Annotated in this window: 15 protein-coding genes; 8 read left to right on the forward strand and 7 right to left on the reverse strand. The window is 41.4% G+C overall.

Going from position 1 to position 24,898, the window contains the following annotated elements; all coding sequences use genetic code 11:
• Positions 1-200: 200 nt before the first annotated feature.
• The gene (locus ACOB82_RS10550) at positions 201-833 is read left to right on the forward strand and encodes an RpiB/LacA/LacB family sugar-phosphate isomerase (RefSeq protein WP_448212953.1); all 633 of its coding nucleotides are present in this window, start codon (positions 201-203) and stop codon (positions 831-833) included.
• A gap of 94 nt (positions 834-927) precedes the next feature.
• On the opposite strand, the gene ACOB82_RS10555 is transcribed toward ACOB82_RS10550, so the two are convergent.
• The 3 genes from ACOB82_RS10555 to ACOB82_RS10565 are packed head-to-tail and all read right to left on the reverse strand — an operon-like array spanning position 928 to position 6,434.
• Positions 928-3,456, reverse strand: coding sequence for a glycoside hydrolase family 88 protein (locus ACOB82_RS10555; RefSeq protein ID WP_448212954.1), 2,529 nt, complete (start codon positions 3,454-3,456; stop codon positions 928-930).
• A 21-nt stretch (positions 3,457-3,477) separates the two neighbouring features.
• Positions 3,478-4,923, reverse strand: a complete 1,446-nt coding sequence (gene uxaC, locus ACOB82_RS10560; protein WP_448212955.1) for a glucuronate isomerase — start codon at positions 4,921-4,923, stop codon at positions 3,478-3,480.
• Positions 4,924-4,970: 47 nt separating this feature from the next.
• Positions 4,971-6,434 (reverse strand): glycosyl hydrolase family 28 protein, encoded by a 1,464-nt coding sequence (locus ACOB82_RS10565; RefSeq protein ID WP_448212956.1) that lies wholly within the window; start codon positions 6,432-6,434, stop codon positions 4,971-4,973.
• A 221-nt stretch (positions 6,435-6,655) separates the two neighbouring features.
• Here ACOB82_RS10565 and ACOB82_RS10570 point away from each other — a divergent pair, with 221 nt between their 5' ends.
• The 5 genes from ACOB82_RS10570 (at position 6,656) to ACOB82_RS10590 (ending at position 10,867) form a co-directional block, all read left to right on the forward strand.
• Positions 6,656-8,035, forward strand: a complete 1,380-nt coding sequence (locus ACOB82_RS10570; RefSeq protein WP_448212957.1) for a pectate lyase family protein — start codon at positions 6,656-6,658, stop codon at positions 8,033-8,035.
• Between the two features lie 233 nt (positions 8,036-8,268).
• A complete protein-coding gene (locus ACOB82_RS10575) occupies positions 8,269-8,841 on the forward strand; it encodes a hypothetical protein (protein WP_448212958.1) in 573 nt (190 codons plus the stop codon).
• A gap of 29 nt (positions 8,842-8,870) precedes the next feature.
• Positions 8,871-9,539, forward strand: a complete 669-nt coding sequence (locus ACOB82_RS10580) for a hypothetical protein (protein ID WP_448212959.1) — start codon at positions 8,871-8,873, stop codon at positions 9,537-9,539.
• A 438-nt stretch (positions 9,540-9,977) separates the two neighbouring features.
• Positions 9,978-10,415 (forward strand): hypothetical protein, encoded by a 438-nt coding sequence (locus tag ACOB82_RS10585; protein WP_448212960.1) that lies wholly within the window; start codon positions 9,978-9,980, stop codon positions 10,413-10,415.
• Positions 10,416-10,552: 137 nt separating this feature from the next.
• Positions 10,553-10,867 carry a hypothetical protein gene (locus ACOB82_RS10590; RefSeq protein WP_448212961.1) on the forward strand — a complete coding sequence of 105 codons (315 nt, stop codon included), beginning with the start codon at positions 10,553-10,555 and terminating at the stop codon, positions 10,865-10,867.
• Between the two features lie 78 nt (positions 10,868-10,945).
• On the opposite strand, the gene ACOB82_RS10595 is transcribed toward ACOB82_RS10590, so the two are convergent.
• Positions 10,946-11,716 carry a DUF6090 family protein gene (locus ACOB82_RS10595; RefSeq protein WP_448212962.1) on the reverse strand — a complete coding sequence of 257 codons (771 nt, stop codon included), beginning with the start codon at positions 11,714-11,716 and terminating at the stop codon, positions 10,946-10,948.
• A 405-nt stretch (positions 11,717-12,121) separates the two neighbouring features.
• Entirely contained in the window at positions 12,122-12,577 is a 456-nt protein-coding gene (locus tag ACOB82_RS10600) for a YybH family protein (protein ID WP_448212963.1), read from the reverse strand.
• A 377-nt stretch (positions 12,578-12,954) separates the two neighbouring features.
• Here ACOB82_RS10600 and ACOB82_RS10605 point away from each other — a divergent pair, with 377 nt between their 5' ends.
• Entirely contained in the window at positions 12,955-14,334 is a 1,380-nt protein-coding gene (locus ACOB82_RS10605) for an APC family permease (protein WP_448212964.1), read from the forward strand.
• A gap of 166 nt (positions 14,335-14,500) precedes the next feature.
• Here ACOB82_RS10605 and ACOB82_RS10610 read toward each other — a convergent pair whose 3' ends face one another.
• Both ACOB82_RS10610 and ACOB82_RS10615 read right to left on the reverse strand, forming a co-directional pair.
• Positions 14,501-19,828: a pectate lyase family protein gene (locus tag ACOB82_RS10610; RefSeq protein ID WP_448212965.1), complete on the reverse strand. Its 5,328-nt coding sequence runs from the start codon at positions 19,826-19,828 to the stop codon at positions 14,501-14,503.
• A gap of 98 nt (positions 19,829-19,926) precedes the next feature.
• A complete protein-coding gene (locus ACOB82_RS10615; RefSeq protein ID WP_448212966.1) occupies positions 19,927-22,899 on the reverse strand; it encodes a TonB-dependent receptor in 2,973 nt (990 codons plus the stop codon).
• Between the two features lie 544 nt (positions 22,900-23,443).
• On the opposite strand from ACOB82_RS10615, the gene ACOB82_RS10620 reads away from it, so the two are divergent.
• Positions 23,444-24,898, forward strand: coding sequence for a glycoside hydrolase family 28 protein (locus ACOB82_RS10620; protein WP_448212967.1), 1,455 nt, complete (start codon positions 23,444-23,446; stop codon positions 24,896-24,898).

Genomic DNA, 24,898 nt, shown 5'->3' on the forward strand with positions numbered 1-24,898 from the left:
ATAAGTAAAGGGGCTAGCAATTGATAAGCTACATGTGCAATGCATGTGGCTTTTTCCCTTTAAAAATCGTCAGCAATTGCTCAATAAAACCGAACAATTCTATTCGCAATATTTATCGAAATACCTTATGATACCGCCATTGCCACCGGTAGCAATTATTTTGCTACCGATGATTAACAAATGATTAAACAGGAGCCAAAATGAAAATTGCCTTAATGAATGAATTTAGCCAAGCGGCAAAAAACCCAATTGTTTTAGCGCAATTACAAGCGGTTGCCGACGAACAAAATCATCAAGTGTTTAACGTTGGTATGGATGGTGATAATGACCATCGTTTAACCTATATCCACTTAGGTATAATTGCCAGCTTGCTGCTTAATTCAAAAGCGGTAGATTTCGTGGTAACGGGTTGTGGCACCGGACAAGGCGCGTTAATGGCGTCAAATGCTTTTCCTGGCGTTGTCTGTGGTTATTGTATTGACCCGTCAGATGCTTACCTTTTTGCCCAAATTAATAACGGCAATGCGCTAGCCCTACCTTATGCCAAAGGTTTTGGTTGGGGCGCTGAGCTAAATATTCGTTATATTTTTGAAAAAGCCTTTACTGGCGTTAAAGGCCAAGGTTACCCACCTGAGCGCAAAGACTCACAAGTGACCAATGCTGGTATTTTAAACCAGTTAAAAGCCGATATTGCGAAAGATTATTTATCAGCCCTAGAAAGTATTGATAGCGAGCTTATTCAACAAGCGGTAGGTGGTGCCCGTTTTCAAGAATGTTTCTTTGCTCATTGCCAAGCACCTGAACTAGCTGAATTTGTAAAACGCTTTATTTAATAACCGGTGAATTAGTAGCGAATAAACAAAAAAGCTCCTAAATAGGAGCTTTTTGCTTTCTGTTATATTTGGCTTGTTAAATCACCCAGTTAAATCAATTAGATAACTGCGCCATGGCAATGCCCGCTAGAATAAATGGCCCAGTGCCTTTGGCATCATTTTGCCACACCGGCTCTCTCATATAATAGTTGTAACTACCATCACGGCCAAAGCCAAGCCCAGCAACATAGCATTGATTCGTCATGCTAATTTCACCATTATCATGAACGAGCACAAATTCATTAATTAATCCTTGATAACCATTGTTAGCCACCTCAAGATAGTCGTTACTAATATAGCCATTGCTAATCGCTTTGGCGTAAAAATAAACAAACATCGCCGTAGCCGAAGATTCGCGATAATTGCCAATAGCGTTTGGTTTATCCAATATTTGCCACCAAGTACCGGTGCTATCTTGAGTATTTGCCAGTGCTACGGCAAGTTCGGCGGTAATATCAAGCAAAGGTTGTCTAAGTGTGGTTTCAGACGCTGGAATAATCTCTAGTACATCAACCACAGCCATCGCTAACCAACCTAAACCACGCCCCCAAAACTCCGCAGATAACCCTGTTTGCTTATCCGCCCAAGCTTGTTGTTTTGCTTCGTCCCAACCATGATAGTAAAGGCCAGTTTTAGCATCTCGTAAGTATTTGCGCGTCAGCACAAATTCATTAACTACTTCTTCAAGGCTATGTTTTTGCGTATCGCCCTGTTCAAACATCAAGGCATATTCGGCTAAAAATGGCATGCCCATATAAACACCGTCTAGCCAAAGTTGGTGATCATATTTTTTCTTATGCCAAAACGCCCCTTCTTTGGTTTTAGGGTGATGGACAAGTTGTTCACGCAATATTGCCGCGGCTTTTTGATATTTTTCCTCGCCCGTTTGTTTATAAAGGGCAAGCACTGCGCGTCCTGGAGCCACTGCATCAATATTAAAGTTTGACTGTTTATAACGCTTTATTGTGCCATCGTCATTAATAAAACTGCCGGTAATTTGAGTTAACGCTTGGCTGTACTTATCGTCTGCTAAAGCGCTTGCTAACTCATTTAACGCATACGGATATAAACCAACAATATCGTACTCAAATTTAGGTAAGCGTTTGCGATGAACATCCCAGCCATCATAATGATAAGTAAAACCTTTACGTGCTAATTCACTATCAGCCAGTTGTTTGCTCCAAGATAATGGTAGTGTGGATTTTTGCGCAATCGCTTGTTCGGTAACACTGGTCGTTACTCTGCTACGTGGCGCTATCGTCAACATTTCTGCGGTTTGTTCCAGATATTGAGTAAAAGCAGCTTTAGTCGCAATACCGCTTTCTGGTTGCCAAAGCGCAGCAAAATAGTAGTGCACTTGCTGAGCTTGTGAGTTATCAATGCTTGGATTGCCGTAAGGCTTCAACACCGCAATGTAGTTATGCTCATCTTCAGTAATTTCTTTCACTGCAGATTTCTGAAAAAATACCGCCATACCCAGCTTACTGCCATCAAGTGACTGATCGCCCCAACTGGCTATATAGCTATAGGCACGACCATTAGTATCTAAGTTGCCAGTAATGAGCTCAGTACCCTTATGTTTGACCACACCAGCAGCCATGGTCTCAATTGGCTGAGTTAAATTGACATTTACATCCACTAAATGGCTACCAGCGCGCATAGCAAACGTCGCCGACATATCTTGAGTGCCAACACTTGATTGCCAGTTTTGATAATCAATGCGAAAACTTGATTGCAACGCGCCATTTTCAATAATGGTTGCGGTGTGTTGCCCTACTTTCGTTATTAGCTCTAGCGCATCGTTGTGCCACAGGCCAAAGCCACCAGCGCCTAATGAACTGCCAACTTTAAGAATATCCATGCCCCAGTCTTGTAAATGATGGTAAGACTCATAACCGTCTAACCCCACTTGTTGCAGAACAGGCTCAGGGACGAGTTTGCCAAAAATATCAAAACCATTGCGATGATCTAAATAAATGCGATAACCGACTTTATCTGATTCTATGCCCGGCCCTTCGTAACGGATCCAATTTGAGTGGTCGGTATATTGTGGCTCAGGCGTGACTTGTTCGACATTAACAAATTCACCGCCAACATATTCTTGAAACTCAGTATCAGGATATTTGCTATGGGCTTGCCACTGACCGCCTTGTTTAATTGACAATTCAGCTTGGGTACGTTTATTTGCCTGCGCTAAAGGCTGACCTTTGCTAATAGCTAACGCTAGCGTTTGGCCAGCTAATAGCGGGGTCATCACCAATAAGCCATCTGCGCTTCCGTCAAAATCGCTGTCAATGCTTTCACTGGCAAGCGCTTTACCGTCAGCGTTTACCATTAATTGATGCGCTTGGCCTGTCGGTAGACCTAAATCATAGTAGCTAATGTAATATGATTGCTCTGGTCGGTCGAATTGAGAGGGGTTTTGCAATGCAATATTTGCCACCAACTCAGGGGCAGTTGCCTGAGTAGGTGTTTGCGTAGATGAGTTAACTGCCGAGGTTACAGACACAGACTGTTGCTGCTCACACCCCATTAAGCTAACCAGTGCAGCAATGGGTAATAGTGGCCATATTCTTGTTTTCATTATCAGCTCCTAAACCTGCGCTTAACTAAATTTATAGGCTTTTTTAACTAAGCCATAGGTCAGTTGATAAGCAATTTGATGAGCATCGCTCAACGAGATTTGATGATTTGTCACCAACTCTGCCAGATAGCGACAATCAACCCGACGGGCAACATCATGACGCGCCGGTATTGATAAAAACGCCCGCGTATCATCATTAAAACCAACGGTGTTATAAAAGCCTGCGGTTTCAGTTACTTGCTGGCGAAAACGTAGCATGCCTGCCGGGCTGTCATGGAACCACCACGCTGGGCCTAATTTTAAGCTAGGGTAATGCCCTGCCAGCGGTGCTAATTCACGGCTATAGCTAGTTTCATCTAAGGTAAATAAAATAATATTTAATCGCGGATCATTGCCATATTTGCCTAAAAGTGATTTAAGCGCGTTCACATATTCGGTTGGGCTGGGAATATCGGCACCTTTATCACAACCATATACATCAAATAACTGCTGATTATGATTTCGATGCGCGCCCGGATGAATTTGCATCACTAAACCATCATCAATACTCATACCAGCAAGTTCAGTCAGCATTTGCCCACGGAATAACTCCTGCTCTTGCTCTGAAGCTTTGCCGGTAATGCATTTTTGATAAAGCGCTTCACATTCGGCTTTTGATAAATCTGCAGTAAACGCCGTTGGGTGACCATGATCGGTGGCAGTTATGCGGCCAACATCAATAAAGTATTCACGACGATTGCGAATAGCATTTAAATAACCTTGCCAAGTGCCAGTATTTTCACCCGTAAGCTCGGCTAACTGTTCAATGTTTTGCTGAAAATCTTCACGGCTGGCATCAACAATATCGTCCGGTCTAAAGTTACTGGCAACACGCGATGCCATTTCAGTATTGGCGGTGTTGCGATGATGCGTTAACGCATCAAGTGCCCCTTCAGTAGTGGCAATTTTCTCGATATTAAATCTATCCATTAACGCGCGTGGTTTAAACTCAGGCGTCGCTAACTGACGATTAATTTCTCGGTAATAATCCATGGCATTTTCAGCGCACAGCTTGTCGGTAAAGCCAAAGACATTAGCAAAGGTTGAGTCCAACCAATAGCCCGATGGCGTGCCAGCAAATAGATAATAATTTTCGGCAAAAATTTTCCAGATGCCTTCTGGGTCAACCGCACGCGAACTGGCTAAATCGCCTTTTAAGCCATGTTGTGGAATACCTAAATCTTCTAGCTTAATGCCTTGGCTATACAGCATGCGAAATACGTAATGATCCGGCTTAATAAGTAAGTCTGCGGCATTTTCAAAATTCTGGTTTAAATCAAACCATTTTGGATCGGTATGACCATGTGGACTGACAATTGGCAGATCTTTAATTTCGTTGTACAACTCTCTAGCAACGGCAATGACACTGCTATCGCTAGAAAAAAGTCGGTCTGGGTGCATGTCCAACTTCTGTATTACTTGGCTCATGTGGTTATCCCCTTTGGATAAAATGAATTAAAAATATTGGAAATAGCTTAGCTGGCGCTAATAAGTTGCTTAGCGGTAACGCGCTTGCCAGCAATACTGACTTTTTCCAAGGTAAAATTATTAATATTGCGAACAATCGACGCTTTTTTCGCAGGGTTGATAAAATGGCAATCGATGAGTTTCAAGTCATTTATCGGTTGGCGTTCAAAGCCCTGAATATTGAATGGTCTGGTCAGCACCTGTTTGCACACCATGTTTTCAATGACAATATCGCGCACAGTTGGGTCGAACTTACCGGCATCGCCTTCTTCATAATAAAAGTTAATTACCACGGCAGTTTTGACTTTACCGACACTGATATTTCGATAGCGTAAATGTTCAATCAAACCACCGCGCACCGAGTTGGTTTTAATGCGAATAGCGCGATCAAGCTCTGGGCTGTCCATTTGGCAATTTTCAACAAACAGGTTATTAACCCCGCCCGAAATTTCACTGCCGATAACCACACCGCCATGGCCGTCTTTCATCTGACAATTAGCAATCACTAAATTTTGGCAAGGGGTTGCTAAGCGGCGGCCATCAGCATTACGGCCAGATTTAATGGCAATGCAATCATCGCCGGTATCAAAGGTACAATTTTCAATCACTACATGGTCACACGACTCAGGATCGCAACCATCATTATTCGGGCCATGGCTACTAAAGGTAACGCCAGTGACCGTAACGTTTTGACAAAGAACCGGATTAACCAGCCAGAACGGTGAATGGGTAATTGTTACCCCTTCAATTAAAATATTTTTACAGTTGTATGGCTGAATAAACGGCGGACGCAAAAACGCGCCATCAGCATACACGCGCTGTTCAACCGGCACGCCGGCTTCAACATCTTTCATTAATTGCTGGCGCGCAGGCTTTTGATCTTGTTCTGGAATAATTTTCCAATGGGCATCTTTGCGCGGCCCTTTCCACGGCCACCACAACTCATCATTGGCGCCACCATCAAGAATACCCTGGCCGGTAATGGCAATATTTTCCTGACCATAAGCGTAAATTAATGGCGAATAGCCCATTAACTCCATACCTTCCCAACGGGTTAGTACTGCTGGCAAGTAACGCTCTGGCTCGGGGATAAATTTAACTACCGCGCCTAGTTCAAGGTGCAAATTAACATTAGATAATAAATGAATTGGTCCGGTAGGGTACTCACCTGCCGGCACTATAACTTTACCGCCACCAGCGCTATGGCACGCCTTTATTGCCGCTTTAAACGCTTGGCTAAAATCATTGCCATGGGCTTTTTGGTGAAAATCAATGAGGTTAAATGACTGCTTTAAAAACACAGGAACAACCGTATTTCGGCGAATGCTGTCTGCTTGCAGCCAATCATCTGCAGTTGGCGATGCCATTGGCGCAGCAAGCACATTAAATGATGTCAGCATTGACCCGGGTAAACTTGACACTGTTGCTGTGGCCAAAAGACCTTTTAAAACACTTCTTCTATCGAAACTCATGAATCGCCTTATTTATATTAATCGTTTTATTAATCGTTGTTATTAATCGTTTTATTAGCGAATAAATGCACATTTAACCGCGGAATAACTGCTAAGCTTAACCACATTCTAACTGGTAAAAACAATCATTGCCACCGGTGGCAATGAGATTTATCATCAAGTCATGATATTTGTCAACTTTTGTCAAACAATGAAGGTATCTGTAATGAAGCTATCTGATTTTGAGCCAAGTAATTATTGCCATGTTATCTGCCAAATTAACAACTAACGACAAAGCAATGGACGAAGCAATGGTCAAAGTAACGAACAAAGCAATGGGCGAAGCAGTGGACAAAGCAAAGCGGTTAATCAAACAAACAACTGCCTTGTGCAAAGTGCTGGCGGCATTGCTACTTTTAACGACAACATTTGCCCATGCTGATAAGCCATCACTGGCATTTGACGGTGCTTTAGGTTTTGGTAAATACACCCAAGGCGGCACAGGTGGCGCGCGTTATACCGTTACTCGGTTAGACGATGACAACAAGCCCGGCAGCTTGCGCTACGGCATCAAGCAAAAACACCCTCGAATGATTGATTTTGCTGTATCAGGCATTATCAAACTGTCTAAGCCGCTTAATATCGATAATGGTTACCTGACCGTAAACGGACAAAGCTCGCCAAACGGCATTGTTATCGCGGGTGCGCCAGTAAAAGTTCACGCTAATCAAGTAATTATTCGCTATTTACGGTTTCGTTTGGGCACTTTTGGTTATGATGAAGACGCACTCACCGTGCGCTACAGCAAAGATGTCATTATTGATCACTGCTCAATGAGTTGGTCGGTGGATGAAACCGCCAGCATGTATGGCAATGAAAACTTTACCCTGCAAAACTCACTGATTGCCAATAGTTTAAATGATTCCATTCACCCCAAAGGTAAACATGGCTATGGCGGTATTTGGGGCGGTAAAAACGCGTCTTTTATCAATAATATTATTGCCAATCATGCCAGTCGCACGCCGCGGATTAATGGACATCGCCTTGGCACGCCCTACCCGCAACAAGATGAATTCATAGAGCTTAACAATAACCTGATTTACAACTGGGGTAGCAATAATGTTTACGGCAGTGAAAATGGTCGCTTTCATTTAATTAATAATTATTATTTGCCGGGGCCCAACAGCAAAGCCAAACGTATTTTAGATTTATGGCATTCCGATAAACTTAGCCAAAATCAAGCCTATATAATCGGCAATGTCTATTTTGGTCAGCCACAGTGGAATAACAATAACCTAGCCGCGGTAGTGGTTCGAGACAGCGACAAAAATAAAAATACTGCGGATAAGTTTGCAACATTATTTGCGAAAGCGCCGCTTATGCAAAGTAGCGAACCACTATGGCAAAGTGCCGAGCAGCTATCTGATTACTTAGCGATACAACAAAATGCTGGCGCGACATTACCGAAAATTGACAGTATTGATGCTAAGGTTTACCAACAAATTCGCCAAGGCAAAACTCAAACAGCCAAGCAAGGCATTATTAACCATGAACTTGAGCAAATAACCAGTTGGGATGATTATGCTAAAGAGTTTACTGATAAGCGTCAGCCCCTACATTGATAAAATAAACCTTCGTTGTCTTTAGTAACAAACACTGCTAACTTACTAAAATTAATCAATAAAGTTAGTGGTGTTTTTCGGTTTTAATTCAAATAAAAATTGGAGTTATCGGGAATTCACACTAATAAGCTGTTATACATCTATCGATAAAGGACAGTATCATTAAATTTTTGTGTGAAATTCTAGAATGGAATTGGGTCGGTATAATACAAAGCACGACAGGTATTGCTACTTTGGTAATCGCATACCTAGCTTTAACTTCATGGAAAAAGCAACATAAATCTCAAAAAATCACGTCGTTACTAGATGAGTTAACCGATTCTATTCATGACTTCATTCAATTGGTTAGTGTACCTTCTCAACACCTCCAATATATACACATTAGCATTGAAAGCTACCAAAATGATCCTGAATTAGACAAAGAGTTAGATTACCCCGAAACAGTGAGGTTTATTCAAAACAAAGGACAAGAATCGGCTAGTCGCATGATGGATTACTTGAGACCATGTGCGTCACCTGTTCATAAGATCAAATCACTCGTTGTAAAAGCCCAAATGTTCAACATAGAAAACTTTCAAGATTGTGTTAATGCATGTGAAATGATCACTTGGCAATACGATCGATTACAAGTGGTATATTCTATTATTAGTTCAAACAATATGAATTGGAAACACCCTAAAGTTATAGAGCATCTGGGGCATTTATCGAATATCACTTACGAAGATATTCAGAAACATTTGAATGACAACCAATTGTTATACTTAAAGTTTGTAAAGGCATCATACAGTAAAGAATACAATTCCTAATAAGTTACTCAAAGGACGGAATAACCTTAATGAATAATCTACAAAAAGTTGCCGGCATTTCCGCTATTGTTGAAGCGTTAATTTACCTTGTTGCCTTTGTCTATTTTGGCGCGTTTTGGGCATATCCCACTGACGGCAGCGCATCTGAAAAAATGACCTATTTAGCAGAAAATCAACTGGCATTTTCAATGATTTATTTGCTGATGTATGCGGTGTTTGGCATTTTGCTGGCGGTTCTTGTTGTTGGCTTATATGAAAAACTAAAATTAACAGACAGTCCACTAGTAAAAGTCGGCACTGTGTTTGGCGTTGTTTGGGTAGTTTTAGTTATTGCCAGTGGCATGCTGGCAAATATTGGCCTTTCACATGCAATCAATTTAATGGAATCGTCTGCCGAGCAAGCTTTTGAACTATGGAAAATAATTTCAGTAATAATCGAAAGTCTTGGCGGCGGCAACGAGCTGGTTGGCGGGCTTTGGGTGCTGTTAATTAGTTTAGCTGCTTTAAAGGCGAAAGAATTCTCGCGCGGCCTGAATTACCTAGGCTTAATAGTCGGCGTTGCTGGTATTGCAACAATATACCCTGATGATACCCTCACCGAAATTTTTGGTGTCACTCAAATTATTTGGTTTATCTGGCTGGGTATCACGTTGTTAAGCCAAAGCAATACCAACAAATCAAATTTAGCCGACAGTTAACGCACCGACAGATTAAAGTGTTATACATAGTTAATACTGACATAAGTTTCTACTAAAAAATACATTAGGGTAGGTGAATAATGAGCAGGTTGAAAAGATGTAAAGATTGTGGTCATCAAGTAAGTAAATCTGCAGACGCATGCCCAAATTGTGGTAGCAGATATAAAAGAAGATGGAATGAAATTGGCCCATTCACTACATTTTTAATATTTGTTACTATATTTCTATTTATCTTGGCTGCTTTTTTGGCTTAATTATGTTGATATGTTTCACGAGTAAAATCCTAACAAAACTTACCACGTAAAGAACAAAAATTATAAGGTACTAAAACTATTATTCTCTCCTATCATCTATTTGTTATTTAATCTTTGTCTTAATTTAGTACAATGAGTAAAAACGAGGGAATCTCGAATAAGTCGTTATATAACAAGGAAAGTTATGAGAATTTTTCTATGCTTGGCATTTTTAAGCACCACCTGTTTTGCTGGTGTTGACCTTCTTGTGTTTTCCAAGAACTTAAGTCTTCCTAAAAGTTGTTCCTTACATGTAGAAAATCCATCAATAATAACTATCAACTGCAAAGGTACTCAACATCACCTAACATTCTCTTCTTTAACAGATGGAGAGTTTTCTGCGAATAATTTTCTTAAAAAAGCAACAAATGAAAATATCTGGGGAATAGAACTTATTGACCATAGGTTTGAAACAATCGCTAGTTATAAGCACTTTTTCACTCACACCAAAGAGCATGGAAAAGATAATTTTACATACATATTATGCGATAAATTGATGTGCTTTTATGTTGATTCGTATAGCCGAGCTTTTATTGATGAGGTTCTTTCTCAGTTAAAAATAACTCCGATATGGAAAAGTTAACGCCATATAATAAGAAAATAAATTAGGAGTAAATGCAGTTGGTTTTACTCCATAGTCGTTTATTTATACCAACTATTTTCGGCCCATTATTTGGGTATATATTTAATTCGATAACCATTCATCAAAAGGAGAGTATGATGAAAAAACTATTAGCCACCGCAGTTGTTGTCGGTACAATTCTTACAACAGGTTGTGCTAGCACAAGTCCATGGGATGGTATTCCCTATCAAGAGCGTCAAGCTTGGTCAGGTATTGGTGTTACGCCATTTGATGCCAAGCAACTTCGCAGCAATGGTTTCACCCCAAGTGATATTGGTCAATGGGTTCAATACGGTATTAAGTCCCCACAAGTTATAGTCAGTTGGCATCGAGCTGGCTTTAGCCCACTTCAGACGTCTAAATGGCTTAAAAAAGGTATATCCTTAAAAGAGGCTGTAGACTTAACTAGCTAAATTTTAAGAAGTTTAAAAAAGGGCTTTTAAAGTTTTACTCAAAGTAGCAAAGGTTTTAAAAGCCTCATAACAAGCCTGTTAACGCAATGCTTTAAGGCCATTTCTGATCTCTGGGTAATAACTAGTTAAACTGGCAAGATTAGACGCTAACTGTGAGTAACGAAGCCTTAACAGCCCTAGCGTTTGTTCATTTTCTTTCAGTAATTTGACTACCTCAGCGATTGACTCGGTTGATGCGGTTAATTCACAAGGGTAATCCAGCGAGTTAATGATGACGTTGTAATCGAGGGTTTCTGCTAGTTTATCGCCACACACGTTTAACAGTTCATCTTGCAAACGAATTGGCACCAGTTTTCTGAAAAATTGCCGATATGGGGCATTCTGGCCATTAGCTCTTAATGTTTTAAATAATTCAAAGTTATAAAAATGTATCGCGGTTTTTAATAACGCTTGATCTTTAATCAGCTTAAGCTCGCCATTAGATTGCAGTTCATCAAAGGTCGCGCTTATTCGGTAGTCTATTTGGTATTGGGTTGCGCGGTAGGCAGCAATTAAAAATTGTTCATCACTTAGCGGGTGTTCATTTTCTAAGTCACTGATAACTCGTTCGATATTATTTTTTACATCACCATAATATTCAATAAGGTATTGGTAGTTCCACGCCTCGGCTTTTAAGTCATCTCTAAGCCGCTCTGTCATGATAATTGATTGCTCATTGCTTTTACGTGCTTCATTCCAATTTGACACTTGCAAACCAACAAATATACCGACCACGACAATCAGAAAATCTAAAATTACCGCTAACCAATTTTGTTTTTGCAAGTTATCTATCACCCGTCGTAGCAGCATGTGGTTATTCCCTTTTGTTTTGTTCCAGAGTAGAGCAATAGTTAAGGTGTTTCAATTTTAAGCTAAACGTTTACGTACGAAGTTAAGGTTAAAAGCTAAGGTTAAAAGTTAAGGTTAAAAGTTAAGGCTAAAAGTTAAGGCTAAAAGTTAAGGCTAAAAGTTTAGGTGTCAGGTTTAGGCATAAGATTTTTAGCGATATATACGTGATGGTGGCGCATAGCGAAAATCAGGGCTGTTCATATGAGCGCAATGTAAAAAGGCCGAAACCGGTCGACCTTTCTTACGCTCTGTACGCTTACCCTCTGTAATCTTACCCTCTGTAATCTTACGTTCGGTAAATAGCAATTAAGTATTGAACTTGGCGAATACCGCTAATGTACTATTCGCTTAAGCATTCACTTATTGCTAATTCTTTGAAGGCTCACTGGCGCAATGCCACGACAGAAATTTCCATGATTTGCCGTCTTTTACCAGAATATCGGTACAGCGGCCATGTTCTACTTTACGCTTGCCTTCTTTGTTTTCAGTGGCATTTGAATAGTAGTAATGGGCAACGGCGGTGTCGTTATGTACCACGATTGCTGCTGGCGAGTAGTCTGAAATCAGGTTTTTACTACCGTCATCATTCATCACCTTTTCCCAGCTTTTAATGCTCTTTCGCGTTCTTGGCAATGGTGTGGAATTGCCCCAAACCACCGCATCAGAAGTTACCCATTTGTCGGTCCAAGTGATATCTTTTTTCTCTATTGCTTCATAGGAAGAGGTGATCACGTCCCATACTTCTTTTTGCTTAGCATCCCAGTTTGCGGCCGAGGCTGACGTACCTAATAGGCACAATGTTATTAATATTAATTTTTTCATAAGTTTTCCATGTTTATCAGTTAGAAGTGCTCTAACGACATATTCCTTCAAGACAACAAACTTCAAAGTGGTATTTAAGCAATATAGTAAATAGTGAATATTGCCTCACTAACTATAGGGTATATCAATGGTTACGCAATAAAGCATCACTAACTCAATGATTAATTCAAGTTTAATTGTTATATGCTAGAAAAATGCTTGGTGCCCAAATTGAGTAAACTCAATACGTTGACTAGTATGAAATGGTGCGTGTTGTTGTTTAGTGCATACTCTTGCTGCTTAGGTTTGCAGCAAGAGTATGCAGAAAAGCGGTGCACCTTTTAGTCTAGATTGGGTTTCTTATGTTTTTCCTTGAACTCCAATCCCTTGGAGGATTCATGGAAAAGTCACTTGGTTTTTGGCGCTCGTGGGCATTGGTTGTTGGCACTATGATTGGCAGCGGCATATTTTTACTGCCCAGCGTACTAGCTTCTTTTGGCGCTATTAGTTTACTTGGTTGGGTACTTACCGCCTTGGGTACCTTACTAATTGCCTTAACATTAGGCTCTTTATCTGCGCAAATCGATAAAGAAGGCGGGCCTTATGCTTATTGTTATGAAGCGATTGGGCCCTTAGCCGGTTTTATGATTGGTTGGGGACTGTGGATTTCGTTTTGGGTGTCGATTGCCGCGACATCCGTTGCCTTTGCTGGTTATGCTTCAACCCTATTTCCGGCAATTGAACATAGTGGCATTGCCCGCACAGCGACATCGCTGTTAATGGTTTGGACATTGGCCACCATTTTCTTTTTCGGTATTCGCGGCGTGGGTATCACCCAGTTACTGACCACCGCTTTAAAGTTAATTCCGCTGCTGCTTATTCCAAGCTTAGGCTTTTTAGTTGGCGAACAAAGCTTAGATAATATGCTGTCTGTTGAGGTCAGCGATAATTTTTGGCAGTCAATTGCCAAAGTTATTCTTATTACCATGTGGGCGTTTTTAGGCATAGAGGTCGCTACAATTCCGGCCAAAGAAACCATTAACCCGAAAAAGACGATTCCCAGAGCCCTATTCTATGGCTTGTTATCGGTAGCCTTTGTTTATTTATTTGCCACCATTGGCCTTTGGAAGTTGCTACCAATAGACACCTTAAGTGCTTCGCCCTCACCTTTTGCTGATGCCGCTGAAATTGTGTTCGGGCCAATAGGTGGCGTACTGGTATCGGTAGGCATAATGATCTCAATTATTGGCTCGGCCAATGGCTGTTTACTGGGCACAGTTGTTTTACCGCAAAGTATGGCCAGCGATGGTATATTCCCTTCAGTGTTTACCGATAAAAATCGCCACGGCGTTGCCTGGAAGTCTCTGTTAATTGCGGTGGTGTTAATTACTGGTGTGTTATTACTTAATACCAGCAGCCGCTTAGTCAGCGCATATGAAATATTGATTGTGCTCTCAACTCTCACTGCCATTTTGCCGTATGCCGTTAGTGCCATTGCCGATTTACTTTTGCAGCTTAAGCGAAAAGGAACGCAACCAAATCAATATAACGACAAAGGTAAAGAAAATGAGGCGAGCAATGCACCTAAGCCATTATCGATATTATCTATGTTGCGCGCCATAGGCGCCTTGGTCTTTTCCGTGTGCATGATCTTAGGTGCAGGTATGGAAGTTATTTTATATGGCGTAATTTTGCTGCTAGCCGGTGTGCCTTTGTTTATGCACTTTAAAACGACCAGTAAAGCAGCCAGTAAAGCAATGGCAACCGAAAATGCCTAATAAACCTCAGCTTAATAAAAAAGCTTAATAAAAAAAGCTCCCTAAAAAGGGAGCCGAGTTACAGCCAAAGCCAAGCCACAACCAAATTCAAAGTGTGCAAGGGTTAGTTGTTATTTTTGTTATTCGGTTACTAAGTATTGTTTTTAAATATCGTCATTAAATATCGCTATTCGGTGTATTCAATACGCAGGTTGTCAATAACCACAGTGCCACCACTTTCGGTGCGAAGCTGCAAAAATGAATTTGCCGTTGCAACAAAACCAGTTATTTCAAGCTCGCCTGCACTTAAGCTAGTAATTTGCTCGGCATAAAACTTCGAGCTGCTACCGTGAATGGAGTTGCCGCTGCTGGTGGTATTGTTATCGACATAAACCTGAAAGTTATTATTGCCTTCACTATCGGCCACTGAAGCGATGGTGATAATTAGCTTATAAGGTTTACTTAAATCAAGTGCACCATTTGCCTGACTATCACCCGAACTGGTCGCTTGCGATGGCATAGCATCACCTATGGTGAATCGGCTGCTGTCTAAGGTCAGTTGTCCAGAGTCAACCAAAACCGTACCGCCTGTTTTATTATTCATTGGCGCAGAGGCAACACCTGAAATTGCAGCATAACTGGCACTAAAGAAATCATCGCTGTCAGTTGCCGAAAAATCTTCGGTGTATGGCAAGCTCATGCTTTGTACTGCTGATTCTTCTTGCTCTGCTAGTGGTGGAATAGTTACGCCTGACTGATCAATAACCCCTACTCCGGCATTGGCCATCACCTTAGTTTTAACTTCGCTGGCAGCATCTAAATTATAAGGGTATGGCACCACATAACTGCTCGTTGCCGCCCCTTCAACGTTGTAAGATGCATCGCCGGTATCTGGCGTTGTCCACGTTACCCCGTCACCAAAAATGTTGCCGCTAGCATTCCAGTAGCCTGTTGCCTCTGAATAAAAGGAAACAATTGGGTTTTGGGTGTTTTCAAAGGCATTATTTTCAACCAACAATTCAGCCCCCATACGCGAGTTAATTGCAGTAGAGTTGATATTGTTAAAGTAGTTATTGTACAAGTGGCCTTTACCAAAGCGGAATAGCGGCAAGCGCGATTCGATATTTTCAAACCAATTATGGTGGAAGGTGATATTGCGCTCGGTTGAGACATCACCATCACTGTCGCTGCTACCATGTAATGAGGCTTTCCAGTGATCATGTAAGTAGTTATACGAAATGGTGATATTTTTCGCGTCACTCTTTGAATCAATTAAACCGTCATAATAGTCTTTATCAACACTTAAACTGCTGTACAGTTCGTTGTGATCAATCCAAATATTGCTGGTGGTTGAACCATCATCGTCACCTTCAATGGAAATGGCATCCTTGCCGCCCGTTAGGACATGATGAATTTTTAAGTTCTGAACAATAATGTTATTGGCTCGGCGAATATGAATGCCTATGCCGTCTAGCTCACCGCGATCAGCAACACCAATAATCGAGACATTGTCCATATCTTTAATTTCAATTGATTGGCCACTGCCGCCACTGTTGGCGTCAGTAATGATGCCATCAACATAGATGGTAATGGGTGTTGATGAATCTGCCGCCTGTTCAAGCGCAGCAATTAAGTCGGCGCCATTATCAACGGTGACACTAGTGCCGCCAGCGCCGCCGGTAATATCAAAGCTGTAACCGGCAAAACCTGCATCGGCACTGGTTTCAACTAAGTCACCACTGCTGTCGCCACCCTCGCTACTCTCTTCTTCAATATATTCAATGCGGAAATTATCAATGCCAACAATGCCACCACTTTCCGTGCGCAGTTGTAGGAATGATGTTTCGGTTGCCACCATACCTTCAACTTCCAGCGTGCCTAATGTCATATCAACAATGGCCACTTGATAGAATTTTGAATCGCCACCATGAATGGATTTGCTGCTACTGCTGGTATTGTTATCAACATAGATTTGGAAGTTGTTGTTACCTTCGGTATCTTCCAAATAAACAATATCCATCACAATTTTATAAGGCTTAGATAAATCTAATGCACCAGAGGTAGTGACATCGTCACCCGAGGTATCAACATCAGGGGTTGAGTTACCAATAGAAAAGCGTGCGCTATCAATAGTTAATTGACCATCAGTAATGGTTAAGCCACTACTACCGCCAGTAATATTGTACATAGCAACAGATTCATCACTTGAATTTGCCGAATACGCTGGGCTGAATAACTCTTCTATCGTTGTATCAAAGTTTTCAGATAACACTTCGTTGGTATTTAAATACTCAAAGCGCAGGTTATCAATTTCAACCACACCACCACTTTCTGTACGTAGTTGAATAAATGATGTTGCCGTACCGATAAAGTCATCACCCGCTTCAACAACGACTTCCAACTCGCCTAACGCTAAATCAGCAATGGCAATTTGATAGAACTTAGAATCACCACCGTGAATAGACTTACTGCTGCTACTGGTGTTGTTATCCATATAAATTTGGAAATTATTACCTTGATCGCCAGCATCTGGCTCTTCGGCACGAATAATATCCATGACAATTTTATAAGGTTTTGAGAAATCAAAGGCACCGGTAGTGGCGGTATCATCGCCAGAGCTATCAGTTTCAGGCGTGGTGTTACCAATACTAAAACGTGCGCTATCAATCACTAAGCTGCCGGTTTCGGTCACTTCAACCGTGCCACCAGTTTTAGCATACATAGCGATGGTAGCGTCGCTTGGCAAAGCTCGGTAATCTGCGCTATAGAAATCAGCGCCGGTATTGGTAAAGCTTTCTTCAAAGAAAACATTTGGATCATCGTATTCAATGGTTAAATTATTAAACTCAACAATGCCGCCGCTTTCAGTGCGGAACTGAATAAACGACGTACTGCTGGCAATAAAACCGTCAATCACTAGCTCGCCTAAGCTTAAGTCAGAGATGTATTCACTAAGAATTCTTGAGTAGCCACCGTGAATAGACTTGCTACTACTACTGGTGTTGTTGTCGACATAGACTTGGAATTTATTAACACCAACACCTTCAGTATCTTCTAGGTAAGTAATATCTAGCTTAATCTTGTATGGGCGAGTTAAATCAAAGACACCGCTAGTGCTGGTATCATCGCCTGATGTATCAGTATCTGGCGTAGTATTACCTAAGGTAAAGCGACCGCTATCTAGGGTAACACCAAGTGCCGTAACCTCGACTGAACCTCCAGTTTTCTTATACATTGGCGTGTCAACACCAGTAACACCCGTATTACCGTCTACCGCTTCAAATTCTGCGGTAAATAACTGTTCAGATGTTGTGCTGGTAAAGTCAATGGTATAAGGCAGCGCTACTTTGGTTGGTGCTTGCTCAACAATGTACTCAATCCGTACGTTGTTAAAAACGACAACACCATTACTGCTGGTTCTAAATTGTAAGAACGACTTATCCGTACCCACGCTTCCTGGAATGATTAGCTCGCCCGGCGTAATATTTAAGATGTTCTCTTTGTAAATACGCGAATCACCACCATGCATTGAATTAGCTGAAGATGTGGTATTGTTATCAACGTAAACTTCAAAGGTGTTATCACCTTCTTCATCACTAACGCTGATCACATCTAAGACAATTTGATAGGGCTTACTTAAATCGAGTACGCCAGTTGCACCATCATCACTTGCTCTAGTTTCTGTACCCGGTAAATAGTTACCTAAAGTAAAGCGACCACCATCTAATTGAATACCACCGTCAACAAGCGTTACGCTGCCACCAGTTTTGGTTAACATGGCAATGTCATCGGCTTCGCCAGCGCTGCCTGAAACCGCTAAGAACGCTGCAGTAAACAAGGTGTCATCTCTTGCCTGAGTAAAATCAACCGATGCGGTAAATTCAATTGGCTCTGGCGGAATAAAAACATCGCCTGGGTCAACCGCTTCTGCCACCGTTTCTATGGTTAAATTATCAATAATAATGCTGGCAGAAGAGTCTGTTCTCAACTGGAAGAATGAATTGGTAATATCAGTATTTAGTACGCCACGGGCATCAGGTGAAGTTAAATCTTCTCCTGTAACCACGTCTTGTCCAGGAATATAGGTGTAACTAAAACGCTGACCAATTGGCATGGTTTCATTGCTAATGGACATACCATAAAACTTGGAGGCATCGCCGTGTACAGAATTACCTTGCCCCGTCGTATTGTTATCAACATACATGTTGAACGAGCCAGAGCTGTTGTGGTCTATTACGTCAAAGCTGATGGTAAAACCTTGGCTGATATTAAACACACCTGTACTGTAGCTATCATTACTGGTGGTTTCACGCGCAGGATCGTCTGCGGCATTACCAATACTAAAACGAGCCCCAGCTAACGTTAATTGGCCAAGCGTAGGGTCAATGGCCGGTGAACCACCGGTTTTAAGGTACATTGCGCCACTGTTTGGATCATCGGTTAGGCGTTTGTATGATGAATTAAAGAAGGTATCAATATCAGTATCAAACTCTTCTTTTAGCGCAAACGCTTGCTCATTAGCTTTTTCAAGTAGCTTTTGCGTTTCTTCTTCTGTTTGTGCTTCAGTAAATGTTAGTAGATTGGTTTTCGCATCTTCATCTGCGTCACAAGCGGCAACGATTGAAGCAAGCCCTGCACTGCTATCACTTTCACACAAGCTATAAACTTGATTCACCGTATTGTAAGAGCGCGAGATGATATAAGAAGTTTCTTCACCAACGGTTAATGCCAGTACTCGGCGACCAAATAGAAATTCATAACTACCTTCAACTGTTACTTCACCTTGGCTGCGAGTAAAGCTACCTGAAACACCGGTTTCATCTGCGGGTGCAAAGTTAATTGACTCAACAACCGCTTCCTTACCAGCAAGTGCAGGATTATAAATGGTGCCGTTAAACTGGGTTACATCAAAGGTATTTGGAAATAATGTGCCGTATTCGCTGGCTAAAAAGTTAACGAAATGCGCTACCGCTTGGTCAAAATCAGCCAGTTTGCCTGTTGGCGAACCAGCAGCCGTTAACCAGGTTTCAACTTCTGCAGCAAAATCGTTCGCAGGTCGATTAAAAAAATCAGCTGCGGTTTCACCTTCTGCTAACACCATTTGCGCTGCAGCTGCAGCATCAGCACTAATGCTAATACCATTGCTGGCATCGCCATCGGTATCTAATGCTTGTAGTAATCGCAGCGTATTAACCACTGAAGTATTAAACGGTGTATCGGCTTTAAATAAATCAAGCGGCGTTAATATGCTTGATGCTGGTACTGGTGGAAACTCCAAATCACCAATATAGAATGTGATTTGATCGCCTCTAAAGTAGCTATATTCACCACTATCATTAGTGGTGCCCTGCGCTACTGATTCTGAGCGGTAACTTAGCCCTGACACTGGACTATCAACAAAAACACCGGTTGATGCCTTCGGTGGTGGCTCTTTCACATTAACCGTGCTTTCTTCGCCACAACCTGCGAGAACGGTCAGTAACGCCGTGGTAATAAGATGATATTTAAATTTCATGCTCGCCCCCTGGGAGAATCTTTATCCGTAACTTGCCCGATACTTTGGTTCTATTTGATGTTGATCGGGCAATCCTAGGTAATTACTAATAATGTCGATTAATAAAACTTGTAAGTCATACCTAACTGGTAGGTTTTGCCGTAAGTTTCTTTTTGATAAAGCACGTTTCCACCGCTGATATCAGCACCTTTGAAATAACGTAAATCTTCATCGCCAGTTAAATTAATCGCGTCAAAGTACAGCGACAATTGATCGTTCACTTTATATTTCGCTTTGAAATCAAGTGTCTTTATCTCGTCTTGATATCTGTCTGCCCAGGTTTTACAAGCAGCTAAATTAGTTGCACTGATCCCCTCGGGACATGAGCCAACTTCTTCTAAAATATCAGAGCGATAATTACCGATCAGACGAAATGACATGGTTTTATTTTCCCAGCCAAACGCTAAGTTAAACGTGGTATCTGCCTGATCAGGTAACGGTACTTTGTCAGCACGAATAGATGAATTGAGCTTAGCTTCACTGTCTAATAGCGTTAGGTTACTTTGAACAAACAAACCAGAGTTAAAATATTGGTTGTAACTTAGCTCAATCCCTTTAACCGTAGCCTTTTGACCATTAATGGTGATATTGACATTGTTCAGTACTAAGTCATGCGGAATAACAAATTCGGTAACTTGAGATACCGGCAAACTAAGTGGTAAATCTTCAAGCGACATTTGAATACCAGCAACATCAACAATAAAGTTATCAATATCTTTATAGAAAATTGCCGCTTCCATAAACAAGTCTTCACTTGGATACCAGCCAATTGACGCATCATAGTTTGTTGATGTCATTGCCAATAAGTTCGGGTTCCCCACTTCAAGCAAGTTATTAGGGCCAAGAAGGTAGTCTTGAAGCTGACGAACTGACGCACCACCTTGAGCATCATCACAGCTATCTGAGTCTGGTGGGCAAAGCTCAATATCACTATCAAATTTAGCGAAACCACGCGCTTGTTTAAACGATGGACGAGTAAAGCTCGTCCAAATAGCACCACGCACTAAAATATCTTCTGTTGGTTCGTATCGTAGATGCAAACTTGGGAAGTATTCGCTGTATTTAATTGACGATTCTGGCAATGGCACTGCAATATCTAAGCGACCTGCGCCAGCACCATTAAATTCAAAATCATCATTTTCTAGCGATAAAAAGCCGGTAGAGGAAAATTTAGTTTCAACCCAACGCACCCCACCAATTAAGGTAATATCTTCACCTAATGGCGCCTGCGCCATGATGTAAACCGCTTTGGTGTCTTCATTTAGTTTGTAATCTTCTTTGGTACTATCAATTGATAACTCGCCCATAGTCGCTGACTCACGCGTAATGCTCGACGCGGCGGCGATATGCTCTATATCATCTCGATTAACAAATGGATAACTAAAACGACTACCAGATGGAATACTGCTAGCATAATCGGCATGGTTTGATGAAACGACATCTAGACAGGCTTGATCACCGCCACAATCACTTGGATCAGGGTCGTAACTGGCGCGATCTTTGTCTCGGGTGTGAGTCCGCTCTGAAAATGAAGCCCCCACTTTAATAAAGTGCAGCCAGTCATTGTTAATATCTTTTTGCAGATCAAAGCTATAGTTCTGTAGATCATCGACGCGATAACCATCTTCCAAGAATAAGTTATCAAATGCCCAGTTACTTAAGTTTGCTGCATCACCACTGCCTGAAGTACCGAAAATACTATCGTTGGGATCATAGGTTAGGCCTGCTACTGAAGCGGCTTCCTCAGGGGTCATTACCCGTGCGTCAATGTGATCACGGCCACCACGACCATAAACTATTAAGTCGCGCTCTCTAAACTGAACACGTCGATCGCCGATCGATTCATCTTCGGATTTAGACTTGGCATATTCATATTCAAGGGTCCAAGTTTTAGCAAAGGTATTTTTACCACCTACACTAAAAGTTTTCTTTTCAGTTTCACTTTCCTGAATAAAGTACTGATGGAAAACATCAATATCGGTAAGAATAAATTCTTGGGTTTGTGGGTTAACATAGGCTATTTCACCGCTACCTACGCCACCGGCATCTTGAAAGTCGAAATACTCTCTAAGTGCGACATCATCATCGGTGAATTTGGTGTAATTCCCTTTAAAGTAGAAGTAATCATTAACGCTGGGTTTATATTCAATATTGATAGCGGCAGCATCTCGACTTCTGTCTGCTAACTCGCGGCGCACTTCTAACTGACGAGGGCCTAATATTTGTGGACCAGCAGCAATGGCTTCATCAGAGGCAAAACCAATATCAGCCTGATAAAACTGCATTTCGCCGCTACTGTGGTGTCTATCTTCATCGACTAAGGTTTTTCTATCTTCGGTTGAAGCGGCAAAACCTATACCGAGCGTTTCATCTAAAAAGTAATGAGTGCCGTCTAGGCTAAATTTAGGGGAATGCTTTTTACGCCTATCGTTATATGCGTCTTGTGCTTTAAATTTAAGCGTATTTTTTCCACGATCAAAAGCCGATATCGCGTTAACGTTTACCGTACCGCCAATTGAGTTTAAGTTCTGATCTGGTGTTAGGGTTTTAAGTACTTCAATACTACCTAATAAGTCTGCCGGAAGTGCGTCTAAGCCAACTTTACGATCATCGCCAGCACCAGAGAGTTCACTACCATTCATATTGACCGACACAAAGCCCGGACCTAAACCACGAACGGTTACAAATTTTCCTTCCCCTTCAGTACGCTGCAGGGTAACACCAGGTAAACGTCGTAACGACTCAGCTACGTTTTGATCAACAAAGTTACCTAAATCATCGGTAGCAATCACTGAACTAAAACCACTTTTAAGTCGTTCAAGCTCACGCGCTTTTAAATCAGCCTGCTTGACACCTTTTACTTCTATAATCTCGACTTGATCTTGTTCGTCTGACTTTTTAGTTGTTTTTTCTGCCTGTTCTTTATTTGCTTTCTCAACTGGTTCCGGCACTTGTTCAGACTGTGCGGCATTAGCTGACAATGCTAGCAACACAGAAGAAAACAGTACGCTATATTGGAACGATCTAGCCATGAGTCGTCTCCCCTCTACCCCGTAACTTTCTATCATAGTTATTATTTTTTAGCGGCAATGTTATCTATTTACGTTTTAAAATTCAGGTATCAAGTTATCTAAACAACTTATCTGAAAAAAATTGCCACCGGTGGCAATAATTGGACACTAATCAGACAATGTCAACATTAAGACAAAAAAAATTTCATCTATAAGCACACTAAATTTAACGCTAAGCCCAATAATTCAAAGGGTTAAAGCTTGTTAATAAAAAATAAACAAAAAAAATTCACTTACACTATTGCCACCGGTGGCATTATTGTATAAATTAAATTGTGCTACCGGTGGCAAAAAAATAAAAATAAAATATAAAACGCTAAAAAAATATTGGTTATATAAAGCGTTTAACCGGAATAACAACAGGCATTGTCTACGTAACAGTTTTTGGTATGGCTAAGTATTTGTATAGCCAAGTACTTATTCCTGTACTTATATAGTTCAGTTGTAAATTGCTTAGCACTGAATGACCAAACATACGTAAACAGATGAAGGGAATATAACAATAATGAAAGTACATCGTTTTTCATTAGCAAACCAAGGCATACGTTTGTTCGCACTACTGCTAGCAACAAGCAGCGTGGTGGTTAATGCCAATGAAATGTCAACCAGTGCTGCGCAATTTGAACAATCAAATGCGGCAGCTGATAGTAGTGCTGTAAATAATGAAATGCAGCGCATTTTAGCCCATATCCAGCGCCCTAACATTCCCAATAATGTATTTAATGTCTTGGACTACGGCGATAGTACTAATCACACTTCCAATTTATTACCTGCAATCAAACTAACAATTGATGCTGCAACCAAAGCTGGCGGCGGCAAAGTTGTGATCCCAGCGGGCAATTGGCAGGTTAAAGGTCCTATTCACCTTAAAAGCAAAATTGACCTTCATATTAGCGAAGGCGCACACATAACGTTCTCAGCAAAGGCTAGTGACTATTTGCCAGCAGTTAAGCAACGCTGGGAAGGTACGGAAGTTTATAACTATTCGCCGCTTATTTATGCGCACGATGTTGAAGACATCGCCATTACCGGTACAGGTATAATTGATGGTAATGCCAATAGTGAATTTCACCACTGGCACCAAAAACAGCAAGCTGATATAGCCAAACTACGCCGCCAAGGATTTAACGGTGTGCCAGTAACCCAGCGAATATATGAAGAAGGCACTTATTTGCGCCCTGGCCTTATTCAAATTTTTGGTGCTAAACGAGTGCTGTTAGCAGATTACACCGCACTAAATGCACCGTTTTGGGTAAACCATATTGTTTATACCGATCATGCAACTATTCGGAATTTGACTGTAGATAGTCACTTTGCCAATAACGATGGAATTGATGTTGAATCTAGTACTTATGTCGTTGTTGAAAATAATAAGTTTTCTACGGGCGATGACTCGGTAGTGATTAAATCTGGACGAGATCTTGATGGACGCGAAATTGCTCGCCCAAGTAAGCATATCGTTGTTAGTCATAATTTAATGGGTGGCGAAGACGGCATTGGCTTAGGCAGTGAAATGGCAGCCGGCATCAGCAACGTTTATTTCGTTGATAATACCTTTACCAAAGGCAGCGCAGCATTTCGTTTTAAATCTAATCTTGACCGAGGTGGCGTGGTTGAAAATATTTTTATCGACCAAGCTCAGGTTGGTGAATTTGATACCTTATTTTGGTTTCAATTAAATTACCCAAGTGAACATGGCGGAAATTTTGAGACTTTGTATCGAAATATCCATTTCAGCAACATCACTGCCGACAACGTTAACACCGCCTTTTTTATTCGCGCACCTGATCAGTTTCCATTATCAAACGTCAGTTTTAACAATGTCACCATTAACCAAGCCAAACAGCAATTTGATATTCAAAACGCCATTAACCTTCACTTTAAAAATACAGTGATTAACCAACAGCAGCTAGATGGCAAGATGAACTGGCAGGCAACAAAGGCACAGAATTCAATGTAA

This window comes from Colwellia sp. MEBiC06753, assembly GCF_053470325.1.